This is a genomic window from Nocardia sp. NPDC101769 (genome assembly GCF_044766925.1).
Lineage (GTDB): Bacteria > Actinomycetota > Actinomycetes > Mycobacteriales > Mycobacteriaceae > Nocardia.
This window is the reverse complement of the sequence record NZ_JBIWMX010000022.1, coordinates 104,939-127,753: the sequence shown is the minus strand read 5'-3', so window position 1 is coordinate 127,753 and position 22,815 is coordinate 104,939. Positions and strand designations below refer to the sequence as shown.

At 68.8% G+C, this 22,815-nt stretch carries 19 protein-coding genes; 7 read left to right on the top strand and 12 right to left on the bottom strand.

Annotated elements, in window-relative coordinates; all coding sequences use genetic code 11:
* The first annotated feature begins 52 nt into the window (after positions 1 to 52).
* On the top strand, positions 53 to 1,591 hold the full coding sequence (locus ACIRRA_RS29715; RefSeq protein ID WP_402774791.1) for a TerD family protein: 1,539 nt from the start codon (positions 53 to 55) through the stop codon (positions 1,589 to 1,591).
* Here the strand turns inward: ACIRRA_RS29715 and ACIRRA_RS29710 are convergent.
* The 3 genes from ACIRRA_RS29710 to ACIRRA_RS29700 all read right to left on the bottom strand — a co-directional run bounded on the left by ACIRRA_RS29710 (position 1,588) and on the right by ACIRRA_RS29700 (position 6,684).
* On the bottom strand, positions 1,588 to 3,201 hold the full coding sequence (locus tag ACIRRA_RS29710) for a glycosyltransferase family 87 protein (RefSeq protein ID WP_402774894.1): 1,614 nt from the start codon (positions 3,199 to 3,201) through the stop codon (positions 1,588 to 1,590). The genes ACIRRA_RS29715 and ACIRRA_RS29710 overlap by 4 nt on opposite strands.
* Positions 3,202 to 3,294: 93 nt before the next feature.
* The gene (locus ACIRRA_RS29705) at positions 3,295 to 5,490 is read right to left on the bottom strand and encodes a transglycosylase domain-containing protein (RefSeq protein ID WP_402774891.1); all 2,196 of its coding nucleotides are present in this window, start codon (positions 5,488 to 5,490) and stop codon (positions 3,295 to 3,297) included.
* Between the two features lie 780 nt (positions 5,491 to 6,270).
* Positions 6,271 to 6,684, bottom strand: a complete 414-nt coding sequence (locus ACIRRA_RS29700; protein WP_402774789.1) for a DUF5318 domain-containing protein — start codon at positions 6,682 to 6,684, stop codon at positions 6,271 to 6,273.
* A gap of 278 nt (positions 6,685 to 6,962) precedes the next feature.
* Between ACIRRA_RS29700 and ACIRRA_RS29695 the strand changes: the two genes are divergently transcribed.
* Both ACIRRA_RS29695 and ACIRRA_RS29690 read left to right on the top strand, forming a co-directional pair.
* Complete coding sequence (locus ACIRRA_RS29695) at positions 6,963 to 7,520, top strand: PadR family transcriptional regulator (protein ID WP_040862623.1); 558 nt, start codon at positions 6,963 to 6,965, stop codon at positions 7,518 to 7,520.
* The gene (locus ACIRRA_RS29690; protein ID WP_364609404.1) at positions 7,513 to 8,610 is read left to right on the top strand and encodes an inositol-3-phosphate synthase; all 1,098 of its coding nucleotides are present in this window, start codon (positions 7,513 to 7,515) and stop codon (positions 8,608 to 8,610) included. The genes ACIRRA_RS29695 and ACIRRA_RS29690 overlap by 8 nt, the downstream gene beginning before the upstream one ends.
* A 60-nt stretch (positions 8,611 to 8,670) precedes the next feature.
* Here the strand turns inward: ACIRRA_RS29690 and ACIRRA_RS29685 are convergent, their stop codons facing one another.
* The 6 genes from ACIRRA_RS29685 to ACIRRA_RS29660 form a co-directional block, all read right to left on the bottom strand.
* Complete coding sequence (locus ACIRRA_RS29685) at positions 8,671 to 9,096, bottom strand: GyrI-like domain-containing protein (protein WP_402774786.1); 426 nt, start codon at positions 9,094 to 9,096, stop codon at positions 8,671 to 8,673.
* 7 nt (positions 9,097 to 9,103) lie between these two features.
* Positions 9,104 to 9,706, bottom strand: coding sequence for a GyrI-like domain-containing protein (locus tag ACIRRA_RS29680; RefSeq protein ID WP_402774887.1), 603 nt, complete (start codon positions 9,704 to 9,706; stop codon positions 9,104 to 9,106).
* A 189-nt stretch (positions 9,707 to 9,895) separates the two neighbouring features.
* Positions 9,896 to 12,268 (bottom strand): transglycosylase domain-containing protein, encoded by a 2,373-nt coding sequence (locus ACIRRA_RS29675; protein ID WP_402774783.1) that lies wholly within the window; start codon positions 12,266 to 12,268, stop codon positions 9,896 to 9,898.
* Between the two features lie 136 nt (positions 12,269 to 12,404).
* Entirely contained in the window at positions 12,405 to 13,304 is a 900-nt protein-coding gene (locus ACIRRA_RS29670; protein WP_402774780.1) for a carbohydrate ABC transporter permease, read from the bottom strand.
* Positions 13,304 to 14,278, bottom strand: coding sequence for a sugar ABC transporter permease (locus ACIRRA_RS29665; RefSeq protein WP_356995997.1), 975 nt, complete (start codon positions 14,276 to 14,278; stop codon positions 13,304 to 13,306). The genes ACIRRA_RS29670 and ACIRRA_RS29665 overlap by 1 nt, the downstream gene beginning before the upstream one ends.
* Positions 14,279 to 14,402: 124 nt before the next feature.
* Positions 14,403 to 15,707: an ABC transporter substrate-binding protein gene (locus ACIRRA_RS29660; RefSeq protein WP_402774776.1), complete on the bottom strand. Its 1,305-nt coding sequence runs from the start codon at positions 15,705 to 15,707 to the stop codon at positions 14,403 to 14,405.
* Positions 15,708 to 15,958: 251 nt separating this feature from the next.
* Between ACIRRA_RS29660 and ACIRRA_RS29655 the strand changes: the two genes are divergently transcribed.
* Together ACIRRA_RS29655 and ACIRRA_RS29650 are read left to right on the top strand one after the other, a co-directional pair.
* On the top strand, positions 15,959 to 16,798 hold the full coding sequence (locus ACIRRA_RS29655) for a DUF2786 domain-containing protein (RefSeq protein ID WP_402774773.1): 840 nt from the start codon (positions 15,959 to 15,961) through the stop codon (positions 16,796 to 16,798).
* Positions 16,799 to 16,809: 11 nt separating this feature from the next.
* A complete protein-coding gene (locus tag ACIRRA_RS29650; RefSeq protein WP_402774770.1) occupies positions 16,810 to 17,322 on the top strand; it encodes a TIGR04338 family metallohydrolase in 513 nt (170 codons plus the stop codon).
* Here the strand turns inward: ACIRRA_RS29650 and ACIRRA_RS29645 are convergent, their stop codons facing one another.
* Entirely contained in the window at positions 17,323 to 18,306 is a 984-nt protein-coding gene (locus ACIRRA_RS29645) for an o-succinylbenzoate synthase (protein WP_402774767.1), read from the bottom strand.
* A 714-nt stretch (positions 18,307 to 19,020) separates the two neighbouring features.
* Here ACIRRA_RS29645 and ACIRRA_RS29640 point away from each other — a divergent pair.
* Complete coding sequence (locus ACIRRA_RS29640; protein ID WP_402774764.1) at positions 19,021 to 19,542, top strand: hypothetical protein; 522 nt, start codon at positions 19,021 to 19,023, stop codon at positions 19,540 to 19,542.
* A gap of 387 nt (positions 19,543 to 19,929) precedes the next feature.
* Here the strand turns inward: ACIRRA_RS29640 and ACIRRA_RS29635 are convergent, their stop codons facing one another.
* The gene (locus tag ACIRRA_RS29635) at positions 19,930 to 21,099 is read right to left on the bottom strand and encodes a thiolase family protein (RefSeq protein WP_402774762.1); all 1,170 of its coding nucleotides are present in this window, start codon (positions 21,097 to 21,099) and stop codon (positions 19,930 to 19,932) included.
* 123 nt (positions 21,100 to 21,222) lie between these two features.
* On the opposite strand from ACIRRA_RS29635, the gene ACIRRA_RS29630 reads away from it, so the two are divergent.
* A complete protein-coding gene (locus ACIRRA_RS29630; RefSeq protein WP_402774759.1) occupies positions 21,223 to 21,723 on the top strand; it encodes a winged helix-turn-helix transcriptional regulator in 501 nt (166 codons plus the stop codon).
* 10 nt (positions 21,724 to 21,733) lie between these two features.
* Here ACIRRA_RS29630 and ACIRRA_RS29625 read toward each other — a convergent pair whose 3' ends face one another.
* Positions 21,734 to 22,804 (bottom strand): ABC transporter ATP-binding protein, encoded by a 1,071-nt coding sequence (locus ACIRRA_RS29625; protein ID WP_402774757.1) that lies wholly within the window; start codon positions 22,802 to 22,804, stop codon positions 21,734 to 21,736.
* Positions 22,805 to 22,815: the final 11 nt, after the last annotated feature.

Sequence of the window (22,815 nt, the reverse complement as noted above, 5' to 3'; positions counted from 1 at the left end):
CGCCGCGTTCTCGTAGAGTGGCAACGACAGCACCGACAACGAAGGGTCGATCTTGTCCGCAGTTTTGGTGAAGGGCCAGAACGGCCCTCTGAGCGTCCATGATCTGGTGATCAGCGTGCAGGTGGCCGCACCGGCCGACCTGTCCGCACTGCTGGTCACCACCGCGGGCACGGTGCGCTCCGACGCCGATTTCGTGTTCTTCAACCAACCCTCCGGGCCCGGTGTGACCCTGCGGCCGGGCACACCCGGTCAGCCCGCCGTCCTGGCCGTGTCGCTGGACGCGATTCCCGCCGATATCGAACAGCTTCGGGCCGTCATCACCCTCGACGACGCCAACGCCAGCTTCGGCCGGCTGCCCGCTCCGGTCGCGCAGGTGCACGACGTGGCCGGAAACGTGTTGTACGAGTACCGGATCGAGGACCTCAGCACCGAATCCATCGTCATCGCACTGGAGTTGTACCGCCGCCAGGGCGGATGGAAGGCCCGCGCCGTCGGACAGGGTTACGCGGGCGGATTCGCCGCGCTGGTCACCGACCACGGCGTCCAGGTGAACGAGTCCCCGCAATCCGCCGCGCACTCCCCGGCCCCGCCGCCCGCACCCGCCCCGGAGCAATTCGCGCCCGCGCCGCAGCAATTCACTTCCCCGCCACAGCAATTCACGTCCCCGCCACAGCAATTCGCGCCCGCGCCCGAACAATTCGCGCCCGCGCCGAGCGGATACCCGGCCCCCGCGCCCACCGGTAACTACGCGCCGACCGGCGGTTATCCGCCGCCCACACCGGGACAGGGTTATCCACAGCCCGCCGAGCAGTACCCGCCGGTCCCGGGCTTCCCGCCGCCCCCGCAATACGTGCCCACCGGCGGCTACCCGCCGCCGATGGGCACGGGGTATCCGCCTCCGGGACAGTCATATCCGCCGCCGCCCACCTACCAGCAGCCCGTCGGCGGCTATCCCCCGCTCTCCGGCGGTTACCCGCCGCCGGCCCGGGATGACCGCGATCTGCCGGTCGGTCACGCCGTCAGCCTGGTCAAGGGTCAGCGCATCAACCTGCGCAAAGAAGGCGGCAGCGCACTGGATTACGTGAAGATGGGCCTGGGCTGGGATCCGGTCAAGCGCGGCGGCATCTTCGGCAACAAGTCCGTCGACGTGGACCTCGACGCCTCGGTGGTGCTCTTCGCCGATCACAGCCCCGCCGATGTCGTCTACTACGGCAGCCTCAACTCCGAGGACGGGGCCATCCGCCACCAGGGCGACAACCTGACCGGCGAGGGCGAGGGCGACGACGAGGAGATCATGGTCGATCTCTCCCGCATCCCGGCTCACGTCACCACGCTGCTGTTCATCGTGACCTCCTACAAGGGCCACACGTTCGAGCAGATCGCCAACGCCTACTGCCGCCTGGTCGACAGCGCCACCAATGCCGAACTCGCCCGCTTCACCCTCGCGGGCGGCATGTCCTTCACCGGCATGGCAATGGCGAAGGTGTACCGCCCGGCCCCGGGCGCGGACTGGAAGCTCGAGGCCATCGGCGAGGGACTCCAGGCCAAGCACCCCGGCGAGGCGGTGCCGCAGCTGGCCCGCTTCCTCTAGGGCACCGGCGTCGGTTGCCTGGGCCGCAGCAACGGCGGCAACCAGGCATTCAGGGGATCGGGGGCGCGGTCGACGATGCCGCCCCCCGGATCGTCGGCGCCGTCGCGGCGCACCGGATCCTCACCCGGACGGTAGATCTGCCGGATCACCAGGACGCACAACGCGATCACCGCCAGATCGCGCAGCACCACCGTGCCGGTGAACCACTGCTCGGGCAGGCCCTTGTGGTCCTGGCCCAGGTAATAGAACATGCGCGGCACCCAGACCAGGGCGTCGATCGTCATCCACGCCAACAGGATTCGCCGCTGCGGCAGCGCCAGCACCGCCAGCGGCACCAGCCACAGCGAATACTGCGGGCTCCACACCTTGTTGGTCAGCAGGAATGCCGCCACCACCAGGAACACCAACTGCGCCAGGCGCGGCCGGCGCGCCGCGGTCAGGCCGATCCAGCCGATGCCCGCGCAGGCCGCCAGGAACAGCAGCAGCGACACCGCGTTCAGCACAGTGGGCGCCTGCTGCGCGGTCAGTACCCCGTCGAAGCCGGTCCAGCCGGTGAACGAGGTGATCACGTTGTAGACCGAATCCGGGTCGGCGTGCCGTTCGGTATTGAGCCGGAAGAACTCCCACCAGCCGTTCGGATACAGCGCCGCGATGGGGGCGTTCACCGCCAGCCAGGTAATGGCCGCCGCCGCGATGGCCCCGCCCGCCGCGCGCAGCGGCCGGATGCCGCCCCACGCCGCCTCGTCCTCACCGAGGCGTTCGGCGCGGGCGCACAGGATCAGGATCGGCCCCAGCAACAGCAGCGGATACAACTTCGCCGCCCCGCCCAGGCCCAGCAGAATGCCCGCCAGCACCGGCCGCCGCCGCGCCCAGGCCAGCAGCCCGCCCGCCGCGAAAGCCGTTGCCAGCGTGTCGAAATTGGTGAACGCATGCACCAGCACCAGCGGCGACAACGCGATCAGCGCGGCATCCCAGACCCGGCGCCCGGCCGTCAATGCCGTCGCCCAGATGGTCACCAGCCAGGCCAGCGACAGCCCGATGGCCACCACATTGAAGTAGATGACCACCTCGAGCGCCTTGTGTCCCGGCAACGGGGACAGCTTCCACGCCTTGGCGATTCCCATGGACACGTACTGGTACAGCCCCGACAGCACCGGATACTCCATGTACCGGACCTGCGGGCGGCCGTCGGGGAACTCCACCCACTGCTTCTTGTACGGGAAGGCGCCCTCGTTGAGATGCTCGGCCCCGTACAGCGGCACGGTGTCGGAGTAGCACATGGCGATGTACTGGCGGCCGTTGTTCCAATCCAGGCCCATGACGCCGTTGGCGTCGGGCCGCTGCTGGATGCAGCCCGCCTTGCCGAACCAGCTGAACGCCAGGAACAGCACCGCGAACGCCATCAGCACCCGCATAGGGGTCCAGAAACGCACCCGGCCGATCACCGCGTGGTCGCCGACCGGCCCGCCGATCAGATCGCAGAGCTGCGCGGTCAGCGTATCGGTGCGACTGGGCTTGTCCCGGTCGTCGGCCGACCGCAGATCGGCCGCCAGCGGCTCCGGCGACTCGTATACCACCGGCGTATCGCGCTGTGCGCCAGCATCTTCCACTCCAGCTGCCTCCCCCGGCTTCAGCGCGTCACCGGCCGGCGCGCCCGAGGCGCCCGGCCGGTGCACCAGTTCCTGCTCGATCACGGCAGCAGGCTACCGAGTCTGCTGCCGTCCGTTGCCGTTGCCGTTCCCATTGCCGTTTCCATAGCCGCCGTTCGGTGCGGTCGTCGGTGTCGAACCGTCGGCCGGCGCCACCGGCTGACCCGGCAGCGGACCGGTCCCATTGCCATTCCCGTTCCCGTTGCCATTGCCCGGATCCTGCGTCTCCGGCTGAGATTGCCGCTGGTTCTGCGGGTTCGGCGCCAGCCCCGGAACCGGAATCGACCACGGCAGACCCGGAATCGGCATCTGGCTGGTGGTGATCACCGGCGGCGCCACCGGCTGCTCGGTGGTCGAGGGCGCGGTGTACGGTGCCGACCACGACGGCACACCGGCCTGACCGCCGATCACGCCCGGCTTCGGGAAGTTCTCGTTGGGCGTGCCCTTCAGGGCGCCGTCCATCGTGTCCTTCCAGATGTCGGCCGGCAGACCCGAGCCGTAGATCATGCCGCCGCTGGCATTGCGCAGCGCGTCACCCTGGTCGGTACCCACCCAGACCGCGGTCGACAGCGACGGGGTGAAGCCCACCATCCAGGCGTCGCGGTTCTCGTTGCTGCCGTCCTTCTGGTTGGTGCCGGTCTTGGTGGCCGAGAGGCGGCCACCGGCGAGCTGGTGATTGCGCGACCACGCCGCGATGGGCTTCATCGCGTCGGTCACGTTGTCCGCCACCGACGCCGAGACCCGCTGCTCACCCGCGGTCTCACCGCGATCCAGCAGCACGGTGCCATCGGAGGCGACGACCTTCTGCACGAAGTGCGGCGCGTGATACATGCCCGAGGCGGCCAGGGTCGCGTACGCGGAGGCCATGTCCAGCGTGCGCACCCGGTACTGGCCCAGCACGATGCCGTTGTTGGGCGGGCTGCCGTCCGGCTCGACCAGCGTCTTGCCCACGCCCGGAATGGTGTCCGGGATACCGAGCTTGTGCGCCATGTCGGCGATCTTCTGCGGGCCGTTGCCCTGCATGTCCAGCTCCATGCGGTAGAAGCTGGTGTTCAGCGAGCGCTTGAGTGCCTCGGCGATGGTGCACATACCGCACTGCTCGCCCTCGACATTGGTGATCGTGATGCCGTGCACGGTGACCGGCGAGGAGTCGTACAGCGTCGAGAGCGGCTTGCCCATCTCCAGGTTCTCGGCCAGACCGAACACCTTGAACGAAGAGCCCGGCGGCAGACCCTGATTCGCGTAGTCCAGGCCCTGGCCGTCGGAGCCGCCATAGTAGGCGCGCACCGCACCGGTCTTGGGATCCACCGACGACAGCGCGGCGCGCAGCTTGTCGGGTTCGCCGTCCATCACCTTGGTGACCGCGTCCACCGCCGCCTGCTGCGCCTTGGAATCGATGGTCGTGGTGATCTGCAGGCCCTCGGTGTTCAGATCGTGCTCGGTGATGCCGGCGGCCTCGAGCTCCTTGAGCACCTGGGTCTTGATCAGGCCCTCCGGACCGGAGTCCAGCGTCTTGTCGTGCTGGGCCTGCGCTGCCGGAATCACGGTGGGGTACTGCATGTTCGCGCGGTCCGTCGCGGGCAGGTTGCCGCCGTCGACCATGCCGTCGAGCACATACTTCCAGCGTGCCTGCGCCCCTTGCGGATTCTTCTCCGGATCCAGGTTCGACGGTTGCTGAATGGTCGCTGCGAGCACCGCGCCCTCGGCCACCGACAGGTCCTGGACCTTCTTGTCGAAGTACGCCTTGGACGCCGCGTCGATACCGTAGGCGCCGCGGCCGAAGTAGATGGTGTTCAGGTACGCGGCCAGGATCTGGTCCTTGGACCACTGCTTGGCCATCTTGGCCGAGATCACCAGCTCGCGCAGCTTACGGGTCAGCGAGTGCTCGTTACCGACCATCGCGTTCTTCACGTACTGCTGGGTAATCGTCGAACCACCGCCGGCGTCCGTATTGCCGGTGAGCTGACCGACGAACGCGCGGCCGAAGCCTTGGATGGAGAAGCCCGGGTTGGTGTAGAAGGAGCGGTCCTCCGCGGCGATCACGGCATTGCGCACGTGCGGCGGAATCTGGTCGATCGTCACATCGGTGCGGTTGCCCTCCGGCGGAATGACTTTCGCCAGCACCGAACTGCCGTCGTTCATGAAGATGGTGGCTACCTGATTGTTCTTCAGGTCGCCGGGCTGCGGCACGTTCACCGTCGAATACGCGTACAGGAACACCGAACTCGCCAGCCCGAGCACCAGCGCCATGCCGATGTAGACCAGGCGCCGGGCCAGCCGCCAATACGAGGTCTTGCGGGGCGAGCCCTTGCCGCCCTGGCCGCCGCCTCCGCCGGAGCCGCCACCGGGCCGCCGCGGCGGCGGCCCCGAGGGCGTGCCGCTCTGCGCGCGCCGGGCCGCGGGCTGCGCGCCCGACGGCGGACGGGTGCGGTCCTCGGCCGGGCGCGGCCGGGTGCCGGTGCCCGTGCGCACCGCACGATCGTCGATCCGCTGGGTGCGGTCGGAGGTGGCCGCTCGTGAGTTGTGATTCGGAACCGCCTGGCGCGCTCCGGTATTCACCTTCTCGTTCGGGCCGGAATTGACGGAATTGGGAAACTTGCGTGTCGCATCCGGATTGCCGGGACGCTGGGGCGGCGGCCCGGGACGCCGCGGCGGCTGACCGCCCTGCGGCGCGGGTCCGCGCTGCGGCTGCCCGTTGGGGCCGCGCGGCGGCATGCCGCCGGGACCGCCCACGGGTCCGCGCTGCGGGCCACCATTCCCCGGCGCGGGACGCCCCGCGGGCTGGCGTGCGCCAGGCGGCGGTCCTGCCGGTCTCGCTCCACCTCCCTGCGCTTGCGGCGGGTAGCCGCCGGGGCCGGGTTGCGAACCGCCACGGGGGCGGCCGCCGTGCGGTCCGTCGTCATAGGGCGATGTCACAGCCTGGCTCTCCAATAGTTAGTTCGATACGGTCCGGGTGGCTCGATGCGGTCACGTGTGCACCGCGGCGGGCGGGCAGGCTCCTGCCCGCTGTTCAGCAGTCGACGTGGCCTCTCACTCGGCGGCCGTGCGCCGGGCGCCGGTGCGCCGGCGGCCTGTCGGCGCCGGGGCCAGCCCCAGCACATAGGACTGCACCAGATGGTTCCAACTACAGGTCCGGCACACCTCGACCACATGCACCGAGAACTCTTCCCGAGTCTCGGCCAACCGGACCAGTTCCTCCGGCGTGCGGGCGGAGCCCGCCACGGGACCGAGCCCGTCGCCGTAGACCCACGATACGAGAGTCAGCTGCTCTTTCCTGCAGATGGGGCACGTGACCTCGCTCCCCCGCCCGTGGAACTTCGCCGCACGCAATAGGTACGGATTCGCATCGCACACTTCGGCGACGTCCACCCGGCCCGCGTAGACGTCGGCCAGCAGGGACCGGCGCCGGAGCGCATAGTCCACTACCTGCCGCTGTATTCGCACGGGACCCAGAGTACTTGCGGGGCCCCGGAGCCCGCACGCGCTGTTCCGCCTCCCCGGAACTTTTGCGGGCGGCCGGGAGCCGTCGGCACTGGTCACCCGTGCCGGCGGTTGGGTGCCAACCCGATCTCGGGGGTGCCCGGTGAGTTACCTCAATCGGGCGGAGATCAGTCGTCCCGTTCGGATACGCGGCATGGCGGGTGCAAAATATATCGGCGCGATATAGTTTGGAACTGCATCCATCGGTTAGGTCTGAACACAACAGTCAGGAGGTGAAGCCCGTGCTCGAGTTGGCAATCCTCGGGCTGCTCCTCGAATCACCGATGCACGGCTACGAGTTGCGCAAGCGGCTCACCGGTCTGCTGGGCCCGTTCCGGGCCTTCTCCTACGGGTCGCTGTATCCAACCCTGCGGCGCATGCAGTCCGACGGCCTCATCGCGGAGGAGAGTCCGCAGGGCTTGGCAACACGCCGTGCGCGGCGGGTCTACAACCTGACCGACACCGGGCGGGAGCGGTTCGCCGAACTGCTCGCCGACACCGGACCACAGAACTACACCGACGACGGCTTCGGCGTTCATCTGGCCTTCTTCGGCCGCACCCCCGCGGAAGCGCGGATGCGAATCCTGGAGGGGCGGCGGAGGCAGGTCGAGGAGCGCCGAGAAGGACTGCGGGAAGCGATAAAACGCGCCAGCGGGCAACTGGACCGCTATACCCGCCAGCTCCATCAACTAGGTCTCGAATCAAGCGAGCGCGAAGTGCGCTGGCTCAACGAGTTGATTGCTGCGGAGCAATCGACGAAGGCGGCACCACAGAAAGAGGGAAATATCGGCCATGAGTGAGATCAACACCGAAGTTCGGGTGGCCATCGTCGGCGTGGGTAACTGCGCATCTTCCCTGGTTCAGGGCGTGCAGTACTACAAGGACGCGGACGAGAATTCGACCGTTCCCGGGCTCATGCATGTGAAGTTCGGTCCCTACCACGTCCGCGATGTGAAGTTCGTCGCCGCGTTCGATGTCGACGCCAAGAAGGTCGGCTTCGACCTGTCCGACGCGATCTTCGCCAGCGAGAACAACACCATCAAGATCTCCGACGTGCCGCCGTCGGGCATCACCGTGCAGCGCGGTCCGACGCTGGACGGCATCGGCAAGTACTACGCGCAGACCATCGAGCTGTCCGAGGCCGAGCCGGTCGACGTCGTCAAGACGCTGAAGGATGCCAAGGTCGACGTCCTCGTCTCCTACCTCCCGGTCGGTTCTGAAGAGGCCGACAAGTTCTACGCCCAGTGCGCCATCGACGCGGGTGTGGCCTTCGTCAACGCGCTGCCGGTGTTCATCGCCTCCGACCCGGAGTGGGCCCAGAAGTTCGTCGACGCCGGTGTGCCGATCGTCGGTGACGACATCAAGTCCCAGGTCGGCGCGACCATCACCCACCGCGTGATGGCCAAGCTGTTCGAGGACCGCGGCGTCGTGCTGGACCGCACCTACCAGCTCAATGTCGGCGGCAACATGGACTTCAAGAACATGCTCGAGCGCGAGCGGCTGGAGTCGAAGAAGGTCTCCAAGACCCAGGCCGTGACCTCCAACCTCGAGGGCCCGCTCTCGGGCAAGGTGTACGACCGCAACGTGCACATCGGCCCGTCGGACTACGTCGAGTGGCTCGACGACCGCAAGTGGGCCTACGTCCGGCTCGAGGGCCGCGCCTTCGGTGACGTGCCGCTGAACCTGGAGTACAAGCTCGAGGTGTGGGACTCGCCGAACTCGGCCGGCATCATCATCGACGCCGTGCGCGCGGCCAAGATCGCCCGCGACCGCGGCATCGGCGGCCCGGTCCTCCCGGCGTCGGCCTACCTGATGAAGTCCCCGCCGAAGCAGCTCGCCGACGACGTCGCCCGGGCCCAGCTCGAGGCGTTCATCATCGGGGCCGAGTAGGAACCCCGGAACGGGAAGGGCGGCATCGCGAATCGCGATGCCGCCCTTCGTCGTTCGATGTCAGTCGAGGGAGACGTAGACCTCGACCGAGGTGGGGCCGGTGTAGCGCTCGATCTCCGCGGTGTGGGAGCGGGTGATGGTGCCCGCGTTCTCGGCCTTGGCGACCTTGGCCCACGCGGTGCGCAGCAGGTCGTAAGGCTTGTCGGAGACAACGAATTTCGCGTAGCGGCCCGCCGGGATGCGGGTCATCACATCGCCGGTGTCGAGGTCGGCCATGCTCGAAAGCTCGTATCCCAGAACGGCTACCGCGTGGTCGTTCTGGCCGATGTAGGCCGCGACGCGTTCGACGCTCTTCTCGCGGGCCAGGTAGCGGTCCCAGGTGAAGTTGACCAGGTCCAGGTCGCGGGCGGTGACCTCGCGGCCCGCCAGCGGAATGGTCAGCCCGCCGACCAGGAACTCATCGAGGGTGACGATTTCGAAGTCCACAGCTCCCCTACTCCTTCGCGCTCGTATCCAGCGCGACGAAAACCTCCACCGTCCGGTTGTCCGGATAGTGCTCGAAATCCCCGGTGTAGGCGCGCACCAGGGTGCCGGCCGCCTCGAGGTCCCAGACCGTGCGCCAGATCGACACGATGATGTCGCCGAGATTGTCGCCAGTGCGATTGAAGCGGGCGAATTTTCCGGCCGGGATACGGGCGAGTACATCGCCGGGCAATAGGTCGTCCGCCTTGTTGCATTCGTAGCCCACGATATGTGTCAGATACGAACCGATCTCGGGTGCGTGATCCACATAGGCGGTCGCCGGCGGGCCGGGCAGATCGCGTGCCAGATTACGTTTCCAGGCCTCCTCGACCTTCGCGCGGCGCGGCCCTTCGACCGCGAGTGCCGGACTGCGTAGCACCGTTCCGGCTACCAGCGTTTCGTGGCGTTCAACGACATTGAATTCCACCGGCGTCGCCCCTATGTCTCGTGCTGTCTCCGACCCCACCCTGCTCCCAACCCGCATCCTGCCACCGGCATTCGGAGTCGCTGAATCCGGTGGCGGCTTCCACAATATCCGCGGCTGCGCGGCGATGGGTAAGGAGGCGCGAAACATGATCAACGGGAAGCACACGACCTCGTCCCGGTGCCCCGGCGGCGTATGCCAGGGGTGCAATTTATTTCGTGACGGTCGGGGTAACTCGTTCGGGACGTCCGAGATGGGTTCGGCTCTCAACCGCCGACAGGCGTGCCCGATGTCGACGGATGTCAATTGTGCGCTGAAATCTCGGGGAGGCCGGGGAGGCTAGCCCGGGACGGGGACGCTGAGGCCGGGGAAGATTTCCACCTGTTTGGGGGTGGGGGCTGGGGGGATGACGAGGACCGGTTCTTGTGGGGCGGACGGGGTGGGTGGGTTGAGGATGTCGTAATTGCCGTTCCCGGGGGGTGTTCCGGAGGTTGGGTCGGGGGGCTGGTTGGGGATCAGGTTGGCGGTGGGAGTGGGGTTGGGGAATTGGTCGATGGGGGTGCCGTCGAGGGCGGCGTCCATGGCTTGTTTCCACAGGTCGGCGGGCAGGCCGGCGCCGTAGATGGGGGCGCCGCGGGCGGTGCGGATGGGCTGGGACTGTTCGGTTCCCATCCAGACGGCGGTGGAGAGGGTGGGGGTGTAGCCGACCATCCAGGCGTCCTTGTTCTGGCCGGTGTCGCCGAGCTGGGTGGTGCCGGTCTTGGCGGCCGAGGGGCGGCCGCCGGACAGGGCGTGGCCGTTGGAGTAGGCGGCGATGGGGAGCATGGCCTGGGTCACGGTGTCGGCGATCGAGGCCTGGATGCGCTGTTCGGGTCTTTGCGGGTCGGCGCCGCGGTCGAGGAGCACGCGGCCGTCGCCGGTCACGACCTTCTGGACGAAATAGGGGGCGCGGTAGGTGCCGGAGGCGGCGAGGGTGGCGTAGGCCGAGGCCATGTCGATGGGGCGTACCGAGTAGGCGCCCAGCACGATGGCGGGCAGTGGCGGGCCGCCGCCGTCCTCGGTGAGCGTCTTGCCGGGCACGCCCGGGATCTGGTCGGGGATGCCGGCCTGATGCGCTGCGTTCGCAATGGCTTTCGGGCCCTCGAACAGGGACTGGGCCAGCCGGTAGAAGCTGGTGTTGAGGGAGCGCTCGAACGCCTCGCCGAGCGAGCAGATGCCGCAGGACTCGCCGCCCACGTTCTGGATCTTCTCCCCATTGACGGTCAGGGGCGCGCTGTCTAGCCGGTACGACAGCGAAATGCCCTGCTCGAGCGCGGCCAGCACGGCGAAAGTCTTGAAGGCCGAACCGGTTTGCAGCGGGGCCTGCGCGAAATCGAAGCCGATGCCGTCGGGCCCGCCGTAGTAGGCGCGCACCGCCCCCGAGCGCGGGTCGATCGACACCACGGCGGTGCGCAGTTCGCCCGGCTGCCCGCCCAGTACATTGCCGACCGCGTTCAGCGTGGCCTGCTGTGCCTTGGCATCGATGGTCGTGATGATCTGCAGCGCACCGGTATTCAGCTCGTGGTCGCTGATGCCGGAGGCGCGCAGTTCGCGCAGGACCTGCGCGCGGATCAGCCCCTCGGGGCCGCGCGTGTCGTCCACCCGGGCGACCGGGACGATGGCCGGAAACTGGGTGGCGGCGCGGTCATTTCGATTCAGCACACCCATCTCGACCATGCCGTCGAGGACGTATCCCCAGCGGGTGCGCAGCTGGTCGAGGTGGTTCTCCGGGTCCAGGAACGAGGGGGTGCGGATCACCGAGGCCAGGACCGCGCCCTCGGCCAGGGTCAGTTCGGGTGCGGGTTTGCCGAAGTACGCCTCGGCCGCGGCCGAGATGCCGTAGGCGCCGCGACCGTAGTAGATGGTGTTGAGGTAGGCCGCGAGGATGTCGTCCTTGCTCCATTCGCGGGCCATCTTCGCGGAGATGATGAGTTCGCGCGTCTTACGGCTCAGCGTGCGTTCCGAGCTCAGGAAGGCGTTCTTCACATACTGCTGGGTAATGGTGGAGCCGCCGCCCGCGTCGTCGCGGCCGAGCAGGTTGTCGCGGGCCGCGCGCAGGAACGCGGAGGTGGAGAAGCCCGGATTGCGGTAGAAGTTGCGGTCCTCGGCCGACAGCACGGCCTGGCGCACCGGCAGGGGTACGTCGGTCAGCGGCACCAGCATCCGATTGCCTTTCGGCGGAACGACCTTCGCGATCACGGTGGTGCCGTCGGAGCTGAGGATGGTGGCGATCTGGTTGGTCTGCACCGCATTCGGGTCCGGGATCTCGGCGCTCCAGTAGGCGATGCCCAGCAGGGTGGTCGGCATGATCACCAGGACCAGGAACAGTGCCAGCAGCAGCCGCCCGATGCGTTGCCCGCGGGTGCGGCGCGGTTTCGGCGCGGGTTCGGGCTGGTCGGGCCCCCGGGGTGGTTTCGGGCGGCGCCGGGGCCGGCTGTGCGCGTGGTGACGCTGTCGATGCGCGGCCGCTGTGGCCAGCTCGTTCCACCCGGCGGTGTCGGCCGATGACGCCCCGGTGGTGCCGGTCGATGACGCCCCGGTGGTGCCGGTCGATGACGCTCCGGTGGTGCCGGTCGATAGCGCCCCGGCGGTGCCGGTCGATAGCGCCCCGGCGGTGCCGGTCGATAGCGCGGATTTCCCACGCCGCCTGCTGCGGGACGAGCTCACGAGCATCTCCTTCCGGAGCGTCGACAAAGCTTTCGAGGCGGCCGCGACCACCCCGCGCGGCGGGACCAATGCTAATCGACGCGCCCGGACGGACCGGGTACGTGGTTCGGGGACAACGGCCCCGAACCACGTACCCGAGCACTCAGCTCTTGACGCCGCCGGCGGTGAGTCCGGAGATGATGCGGCGCTGGAACAGCAGCACCATGATGACCAGCGGGATGGTGACGATGGTGCCCGCGGCCATGATCGCGGTGTACGGCGGCACCAGCGGATCGTTGCCGGAGAAGCGGGCGATCGCCTTGGTCACGGGTTCGGTCTTGTCGCTGGAGAGCAGCGAGGCCAGCAGGTACTCGTTGACCGCGGCGATGAACGCCAGGATCGCGGTGGTGAACACCGCCGGCGCGGCCAGCGGCAGCATGATCAGCCGGAACGCCTGGAAGCGGGACGCGCCGTCGATGCGGGCGGCCTCCTCCAATTCCCATGGCAGTTCGGCGAAGAACGAGGCCAGGATGTACACCGTCATGGGCAGCACGAACGAGATGTTCGGGATGATCATGGCCTGGTACTGACCGATCCAGCCGATATTGGTGAACAGCTGGAACAGCGGTGTCACCAGCACGACGGCCGGGAACATGGAGGCCGAGAGGACCAGCCCGGACACCAGGTACTTGCCCTTGAAGGTCAGTCGCGCCAGCGCGTAGGCCGCCATCACGCCGAGGATCAGCGCGGCCGCCGTGGTGGCGCTGCCGATGATCACGCTGTTGACCAAGGCCCGGCCGAAGTTGTTGCCGCGGCTGGTGTCGAAGGCGTTGCGGAAGTTCTCGAGGGTGACGTGGGTGGGCCACGGGGTGTTGTCGAAGGTGTAGGCCGGATCGCGCAGGGCGGTGACGACCATCCAGTAGAAGGGGCCGAGCCCCCACACCAGCACGATCAGCGCGCCCACGTACACGCGCCCGGAGGCCAGTCTCCTTGTCCACGAAACCGATTGCCGGATCGGCTTTTTCGGCTCGGCCACGACATCCTTGGTGAATTCGATGCTCATCAGTGCGCCTCCCGCTGCTCTTCCTGGGTGCGAACGGCGTTCGCCCCCAGCACCTTCACCAAGAAGAACGCGACGGTGAAGATGAGCAGGAAGGTGATGACCGACAGTGCGGAGGCGCTGTTGGGCAGCGATTTCGATTCCGTCACCAGCATCGAGACGGTGCGGGTGGCGGCCAGGTTCCGCGTCATGATGGCGGGCAGGTCGTACAGGCGCAGCGCGTCCATCGTGCGGAACAGGATCGCCACCAGCAGAGCGGGTTTCAGCAGCGGCAGCGTGATGTTGACGAAGCGCTGCCAGGCGGACGCGCCGTCGACCCGGGCGGCCTCGTAGACGTCCTCCGGGATCACCTGCAGGCCGGCCAGAATCAGCAACGCCATGAACGGGGTGGTCTTCCACACGTCGGCGATGATCACCGCGAAGCGGGCGGGCCAGGCATCGGCGGTCCACAGGATATGGGTGCCGAGCACCCGGTTCACCACGCCGTTGTACTGGAACATGAACTCCCACAACCGCGCTGTGACCGCGGTCGGGATGGCCCAGGGGATCAGCACGGCGGCGCGCAGTAGCGCGCGGCCCTTGAAGGTCTTGCCCATGATGACCGCCATGCCCAGGCCGATGGTGGTCTCGAGCGCCACCGTGACCACGGTGAACAGCAGCGTGACCCCGACGGCGGCCCAGAACTGGGAGCCGGTGTTGCCGGGCGGGCAGGACACGGTCTCGCCGAGCGAGTTGGTGCACTGCTGCAGCAGCCAGTGGCTGTAGTTGCCGAATCCGGCGCTTCCGCCTTCGACGAACATGCCGGTCGACTTGTCCAGGCCCGCGTCCTTCTGGAAGGACATCCATACTGCCCGGCCCACCGGATACCCGATGACAACCGTCAGTGCGAGCAGCACCGGCGTGACGAACATCCACGCTCGAGCCGAAACCCCGAGGGCTGCCCCGCGGCGTTTCGGTCGTGGCTGTCCGTTTCGCATTGTTTGTTCCGTCAGGTCGGGCGGCGGCGCGACATCGGTCGCTCCCGAAGGACGTGACACCTTTTCTTCTCTCCTACGGGGCTACGCGATGGATCGTGGTGCGCGCATCGGGTGTGAGCGCGGCTCAGGATCCGGCGGTTTCGATGCCCTTCTGCATGGCATCGATCGCGGCGTCGACAGATTCCGTTCCGGTGATCGCAGCATAGGCGTTGTCCTGGATGGCCTTCGACACCGCCGGGTAGAAGGGGGTCACCGGCCGCGGCACCGCGGAGGCGATGGAGTCCTTCAGCGCGGACAGGTACGGCATCTTGGCGATCAGGGCCGGATCGTCGTACACGGAGGCCCGCACCGGCGGCAGCGCGCCGGCGGCCACGATGTGCTGGGCGTCCTCGCTGATCAGGAAGCGCAGGAAGTCCAGCGCGGTCGCCTTGTTCTTGGAGAAGGCGCTGATGGCGGCGTTGTAGCCACCGAGGGTGGACGCGCCGATGCCGTCCTTGCCGGGCAGCGGGGCGACCGCGAACTTGTCCTTGACCGCGGAGGCGTCGGAGCCCGCCTCACCGAAGGAGGACGGCCAGCCGCGCATGAACATGACCTTGCCGGAGACGAAGGCGTTCTGCGACTCCGGCTCCTTGAAGGTGATGACTTCCTTCGGCATGTCGCCGTTCTTGTAGGCGTCGACCAGGGTCTGCAGGCCCTGCTTGGCCTGCGGGCTGTTCACGGTCGGCGTCTTGCCGTCGGAGCCGACGAAGCTGCCGCCGAAGGCGTTGATGACCTCGGCGGCGTTCACGGTCAGGCCCTCGTACTGCGCGAACTGTCCTGCGTAGCAGCCGATTCCGGCGTCCTTGGCCTTCGGGCAGTCGGCCAGCAGCTCGGTCCAGGTCTTGGGCGGCTCGGGCACCAGGTCCTTGCGGTAGAACAGCAGGCCGCCGTTGGTGTTGCGCGGCGCCGCGTACAGGGTGCCGTTGTAGGTCGCCGAGGCCACCGGGGGCGAGAGCAGCGTGGAGGTGTCGATGGCGAAGGAGTCCTTCAGCGGCTGGATCCAGCCCTTGGCGGCGAACTCCGCGGTCCACGGCACGTCGAGTGCGACCACGTCGTAGTCGGATTCCTTGGCGCGCAGGTGCTGCACCAGGTCGTCGTACTGCTGGGAGGCGTCGTTGGACTGCTCCTTGAAGGTCACCTTCTCGTCCGGGTGCGCGGCGTTCCAGCGCTCGATGAGCTGCTTGACGGCGCCGGTCTCGGTGGTGTCCTTGCCCTCGACATAGGTGATCGGCCCACGGCCGGTGAGGTTTTCGGCGGTGGAGTTGCTACCGCCGTTGCTGCTGGAGCAGCCGCTGGCGAATGTCGCCGTCAGCAATGCCGCCGAGGTCACAGCCAGCACGGCACGTGGAACCAGCGTCGATCGTAGGGACGACACCTTCTTCAAAGCCATCGCGGATACTCCAGGGTCGATGAGTGACCAGTGGCACACTCAGCCGGGGGTGCACAAGGCAAGATACATGGTGCCGCCATCGTCCGCCCGAGCTACCTTGTTGATCACCCAATGGTTCGCGGCCGTCTCGATTCTGGACCGCGGCTCGATAGACCTCCGCCTTGGAGCGGGGGAGCGAAGCGGAGGAGCGGAGGAGGGAAGAATCGAGACCTCAGGGCCGCGAACCCCGCCCGGAGCGAAGCGGAGGGCCAATGAACACAGACAAGATGCTCACCCGGATCGGGGGACTGCTGCGGCAGGCCGAATCGACCGACAACGAGCACGAGGCCGAAGCCTTCCTGGCCGCCGCGCAGCGGCTCGCGACCAGCTCGTCGGTGGATCTGGCGGTGGCGCGGGCACATATCGCGAATCGGGAGCGGCGGCCCACGCCGGCGCAGCGGGTGATTCCGATCGGTGAGGCCGGAAAGCGCGGGCTGCGAACCTATGTGCAGTTGTTCGTGGCCGTCGCCGCGGCCAATGATGTGCGCTGCGACGTGGCCCGGTCGTCGACGACGGTGTACGCCTACGGATTCGACACCGATATCGACACCTGCGAGGCGCTCTACACCAGCTTGCTGATCCAGATGGTGCGTGCGTCCGACCAGTACATCAAGTCGGGTGCGTACCGCTCGGCCACCACCGAGAAGGTCGTGATCGAGCGCCGGTACGGCCGCACGTTCCACCGGCCGGTGGAGGTGCCGGTGGCCGCGGTGACCGCGCGCCTGAATTTCCAGATGGCCTTCGCCGCCCGCATCGGCCGCCGCCTCACCGAGGTCAAGGCGGATGTGGAGAGCGAGGCGGTGCGGGCCGACGCCGCCGGATCCGTGCCCACCGGAACGGCGCTCGCCCTGCGCAACAAGGAGCTCGCGCTCACCGACTTCTACACCCGGACCTCCGAGGCGCGCGGTACCTGGCGGGGACCGCAGGCCTCCGCCGGATACTCGGCGGCCGCGCGGCGGGCCGGTGACCGGGCGGGTAAGGCCGCGCGGCTGGGTGATTCGCCGGAGCTGGGCGGCGTGCGAGGGCAGCTGCCCCGCGGCACGGGCGAATAGCGAACGCGCGCATGGCCGTCCGCGATGCGCAGCGGTCCCGGGTGTACGATGCCGAGGGCCTGGTGCGCGGAATGTTCGATCGCGCCGACGAATTCGGGGCGCGGACCGTCGAAGTGCACGGGTCGCATCTCACGCTGCCGATCGAGCGGCGTTTCGCATCGGTGGAATCGGTGCAGGCGTACGTGGATCGGGTGCTCGCGCTGAACTGGGTATGCGCCCGGTGGGACCGGGCGGCGCGGCCGGTCACGGTGCGAGCGCGCGCCGGGGCGAAGGCGGCGCACTACGAGACGGCCGGGTCGGTGCTCGCGGTGCCGCTGCACGCCCATGGAACCGCCTGGGCCCTGCGCGAATTGGTGATCCTGCACGAACTCGCCCACCACCTCGAGCCGGAGCGCACCGAGGCCGCGCCGCACGGGCCCGAATTCTGCGGTCGCTACCTCGAGTTGGCCGACGGCGTCATCGGGCCGGAGGCCGCGCTGCTGCTGCGCACCACCATGTACTCGTGCGGCGTGCGAATTGCCTGATCAGGGCAGGAGTTTCCGGACCCGGGCCAGGCGCTGCCGCCACCAGTCGGTCCGTTCCGGGTCGGGGTGCCGGTAGCGGTCGAGCAGGTCCTGGTCGGGTGCCGGCGCGGTGCGCGGGACGGGCAGGTAGCCGTCCACCGGGCGCTGCGGCTCGGTCACCACATCGCCGGTGAGCAGGGACAGGGTGTCGAGGCCGCAGGCGAAGTCGAGGTGGGGGAGGGCGCCGGCGAGGGCGACCTGGGCGGCCAGGCCGACACTGGTTTCCAGGGCGGAGGACACCAGGCAGGGGAGTCCGGCGGCCGCGGCGACCTCCAGCGCGCGCCGAACCCCGCCCAGCGGGGTGCATTTCAGGACCGCGACGTCGGCCGCACCCGCCACCGCCACCCGCAGCGGGTCCTCGGCGCGGCGAATGGATTCGTCGGCGGCGATGCGCACGTCCACCCGCCTGCGGACGGCGGCCAGCTCCTCGACGGTCCGGCAGGGCTGCTCGACGTACTCCAAACCGCCTGCGGCACGGTCGATCAGGCGGATCCGGTCGACCGCGGTGTCCACATCCCAGACCGCATTGGCGTCCACGCGCACGGCGCCCTCCGGGCCCAGTGCGTCGCGAACCGCCGCCACCCGCTCCAGATCCTCGGCCAGGGAATCCGGATGGTCGGCGACCTTCACCTTGGCGGTGCGGCAGCCCGACCCGGTCACGATCTCCCGCGCTCGTTCCGGGCCGACTGCGGGCACGATGCAGTTCACCGGAATCCGATCCCGGACCGGTTCCGGCCACCCGGCCGCGGCCTGTTCGACCGCCGTGGCCAGCCAGGCCGCCGCCTCGCGGTCCTCGTACTCGGGGAAGGCGCAGAACTCACCCCAGCCGGCGGGACCGGGAATCAGCATGCCCTCGCGAACGGTGATCCCGCGGAACCGGGTTCGCATGGGAATCGCGTAGACCACCGCCGACTCGAAATCCACCGCATCGCCGCTGTCGCTCATCCACCGCACCCTACTCACCGCCTTGGGCCGGTAAGAGGTGGCGGCGCGGCCCGGACCCGGCGACAATGCCGAATGAAGCCGATCCCGGCTCCATAGACCTGCGCCTCGGGGGAGACCGCAAACATGAACCCGCCCAACGAGCCTCGCCGTCCGGCCCGCGACGATCACCCCCCGTCCGATCCCGGCTTCTCCCCGGCTCCGCCGCGCGCGCCAGGCCAACCGCACGCGCCCGCCCCGCCCGGGGGATCCCGGAATCCAGCGGGTCCGGGATCGCCGCAGCGCCCCGGACGTCCGCAACCACCCGCACCGGGCCCGCGGTCCCGGGAACCGATCGATGCTGCGGGACCGACCCTGCCCGGCAGGGGTCGCCAGGGTCCGCCGCCACCGCCGGCTCCACCGCCGCCGCCCGCCGGTGTGCCGCGGCCCGGCGCGATGGATCCGGCCGGACCGACCGTGCCCAAGGGCGGGCGGCAGAGCCCGCCGCCGCCGGTGCCGCCCCGGGCTCCCGGGAATGCCGGTGCCCCGCCGCGGCCGAGCGGACCGGTCGGTTCGCCGCAGGATCCACGTCCGCACCCGGTGCCGGGCGGCGCACCTCGATCAGCCGGTCCCGGCCATCCGGGGCAGGGACCCGTGAGCTCCCCTGGGCCGCAGCAGCATTCCTCTCGCCCGCCGATCGGGAACTATTCGCCGCCGGGCGGAGCGGTCCCGCCGCCCATGGGTACCGAGATGCTGCCGGAGCCGTGGGCTTCGGGTCCGCAGTACGTGGTCGGAGGCGGGTCCGGGCAGGCGCCGGAAGAGGCCGATCGGACCATGCCCGCCACACCGCCCCGGGCGGAGACCGCCGCGGCGGTGCTGCCCGGGGCCGCGCCGGAGCGTAAGCCGCTGCGCCGCAGGGACATTCTGATCTCGGCGGTGCTGTATCTGGCCGGGGTCGCCATGGCCTTCGGCTGGGGTTACGACCTGTTCGCGAAGCTGTTCGACCTGATCCACAATCGCTGCACCGCGAAGAAGGACTTCTCGGTGCAGTGCGTGGTGATCCGGCCGCCCGCATCGGCGCTGTGGGGCCTGCTGATCGGTGGCGGGGGCATGTTCCTGGCCCTGGTCGGCGCGCTGGTGCTGGCCTCGGTGGCGGCCATGACGGGCCGCCGGGGTTGGATCTGGACCGCGATCGCGCTGCCCGTGATTCTCCTCGCGGGCGGTGCGGGCCACATCCTGGTGGCCACCGCCGTCAACTGATCTCCACCGCTGCGGCGGCGTGCCCGGCTTCCTGGAAGGGTGGCCGGGTGGCGGCCGCCGATCACGGCCGCGGATTGCATTGTCACCCTGCTGATCTACATCGCAGCATGTGGTTCGGCCTGGGTGCCGGCGGGTTTCGTGCCCGAGTACCGCGCGCTCGCGGGCCCGGGCGATGACATCCGTTTTCTCTCCCTGGCTTTCGCCGTGGCCTGGCTGGGCATCGGCCTGACCCTGCTGCTGGTGCCGCTGTGGACCCCGCGTGCTGTCCGGCTGCGACAGCGTGCCTGGTCCACAGCCCTGGTGGCCTTTCCGCCGCTGGCCGATTCGTGGGTGCTCGGCCTGCTGGCGGCTGTCGTGGCGGTCTCCTGCCAGGCCGCCCGGATCGGGTCAGAGGCGCTCGTAGATGGTGGCGTTGGCGAGACCGCCTGCCTCACACATGGTTTGCAGGCCGTAGCGGGCGCCGCGCTCGTGCATGGCGTGGACGAGGGTGGTGGCCAGCCGTGCGCCCGAGGCGCCCAGGGGGTGGCCCAGGGCGATGGCGCCGCCGTTCACATTGACCTTCGACAGGTCGGCCCCGGTCTCCTGCGCCCAGGCCAGGACCACCGAGGAGAAGGCCTCGTTCACCTCGAACAGGTCGATGTCGGAGAGTTCGAGCCCGGAGCGCTGTAGGACCTTCCGGGTCGCGGGGATGACAGCGGTGAGCATGAGCAGCGGGTCGTCGCCGGCGACGGAGAAGCTGTGCAGCCGGGCCAGCGGGCGCAGTCCGAGCTGGGCGGCGCGTTCACTGGTCATGATGAGGGTGGCGGCGCTGCCGTCGTTGATCTGACTGGCGTTGGCGGCGGTGATGTTCCAGCCGATCTGCGGGAAGCGGGCGGCCATCTCCTCGCTGTAGAAGGCGGGACGCAACCCGGCCAGCGCCTCCGGCGTGCTGCCGACGCGAATGCCCTCGTCGTGCGAGAGCCCGGCGTAGGGGGCGAGCTGGGCCTCGAACGAGCCGTTCTTGGTTGCGGCGGCGGCCTTCTCGTGGCTTGCGAGGGCGAACTCGTCGAGCTGGGTGCGGCTCAGGTCCCACTTGGCGGCGATGAGTTCGGCGCTGATGCCCTGCGGTACCAGGCCCTCCGGGTAGCGTTCGGCGAAGCCGACACCCGCGATGTCCTCGGCCCCGATCAGGTTGGCGCCCATGGGAACCCGGCTCATGGACTCCACGCCCGCGGCGACCACGATGTCGTAGGCCCCCGCGATCACGCCCTGGGCGGCGAAGTGGATGGCCTGCTGGCTGCTGCCGCACTGCCGGTCCACCGTGGTGGCCGGGACCGATTCGGGATAGCCGGCGGCCAGGGCCGCACGGCGGGTGAGGTTCGAGCCCTGTTCGCCGACCTGGGTTACCACGCCGCCGATCACATCGTCGATCAGGGCCGGATCGATCTCGGTGCGCCGCACCACCTCCCGCAGGCTGTGGGCGAGCAGATCGGCGGGGTGCTCACCGTGCAGGGCGCCGGTGGTCTTGCCCTTGCCGATGGGGGTGCGGACGGCTTCGACGATGACTGCGTCTCTCATGACGTTCCTTCCAGGCGCGCCGCCCCGGTTTCGAGTCCGACAACGGCGTCTGACTTGATCGCTCTAAAGTCAGGGTAGGAGCTGGCCATAGCGAAGGCAAGTCAGCGTTGTATGATGTGTGTCATGTCGGCAGTACTGGAGGGAAAACTCAGCGATCTGGGCTCGTGGAAGCCCGAGGCCTGTTCGATCGCGAAGGCGATGGACATCGTCGGGACCCGCTCGGCGATCCTCGTCCTGCGCGAGTCGTACTACGGCACGACGCGGTTCGACGGCTTCGCGGCGCGGATCGGCATCACCGACGCGGCGGCTTCCAGCGCGCTACGCAAACTGGTCGATGCGGGACTGCTGGAGAAGCGGCCCTACCAGGAAGAGGGCAAGCGCACCCGCAACGAATACGTGCTCACCCCGATGGGTCTGGACCTGCTGCCCGCGGTCGTCGCGCTGTGGCAGTGGGGTGACAAGTATCTGCAGGACGGCACCGCGCCGCTGGAGCGACTCGAGGATTCCACGGGCGAACCCGTGCGCGCGGAACTGCGCAGCGCCTCGGGAAACGAAGTCCCCCTGGAGAATCTGCGTATCCGGTTGAACGACGAATGGCGGCGGAAGAACCGCCGCCATTCGTGAGACCTGCCCGTCAGTGCAGCCGGCGTCCATCCTCGGGGTGGAAGAAGTACGTGTGGTCCGAGTCCGCGACCAGCGCGAGCTTGGTGCCCTTCGCGGGCGGGTTGCGCCAATCCGCGCGCGCCACAATGGTTTCCCCGTCACCGAGGGTGCGGCCGTAGATGTAGGCGTCGGAGCCCAGCTCCTCGACCACATCCACCTCCATGGCGATCCCGGCCTGGTCGCCGACCACGTCGAAGTGCTCGGGCCGGATGCCGACCACCACGCGCTCGCCGGTGGCCGCCGCCACCGAACGCGGCAACGGCAGCGGGCAGCCGCCCAGCGTGACCGAGCCATTGCCGACCGGCAGCGTGAACAGGTTCATGGCGGGCGATCCCATGAAGCCCGCGACGAACAGGTTGGCCGGGTCGCGGTACAGGTCGCGCGGGGAGGCGCACTGCTGCAGCAGCCCGTCCTTGAGCACCGCCACCCGGTCGCCCATGGTCATGGCCTCGACCTGGTCGTGGGTGACGTAGACGGTGGTGGTGCCGAGCCGGCGCTGCAGCTGGGCGATCTGGGTGCGGGTCTGCACGCGCAGCTTGGCGTCCAGGTTGGACAGCGGCTCGTCCATGAGGAAGACCTGCGGCTGGCGCACGATCGCACGGCCCATGGCCACGCGCTGGCGCTGACCGCCGGACAGAGCCTTGGGCTTGCGGTCCAGGTAGGGCTCCAGGTCGAGCAGCTTGGCGGCCTCGAGCACGCGCTGCTGACGCTCTTCCTTGGCGACCTTGGCCATCTTCAGCGCGAAGCCCATGTTCTCGGCGACGCTCATGTGTGGGTAGAGCGCGTAGTTCTGGAACACCATGGCAATATCGCGTTCCTTGGGCTCGGCGTGCGTGACGTCCTTGTCCCCGATCAGGATTCGGCCGTCGCTCACCTCCTCGAGCCCCGCGAGCATGCGCAGCGAGGTGGATTTGCCGCAGCCGGAGGGGCCGACGAGAACCAGGAATTCGCCGTCGGCGATCTCCAGGTTCAAAGCGTCGACGGCGGGATTGGCCGCGCCCGGGTAGAGCCGGGTGGCCTGGTCGAAAGTCACCGTTGCCACGTTTCACACTT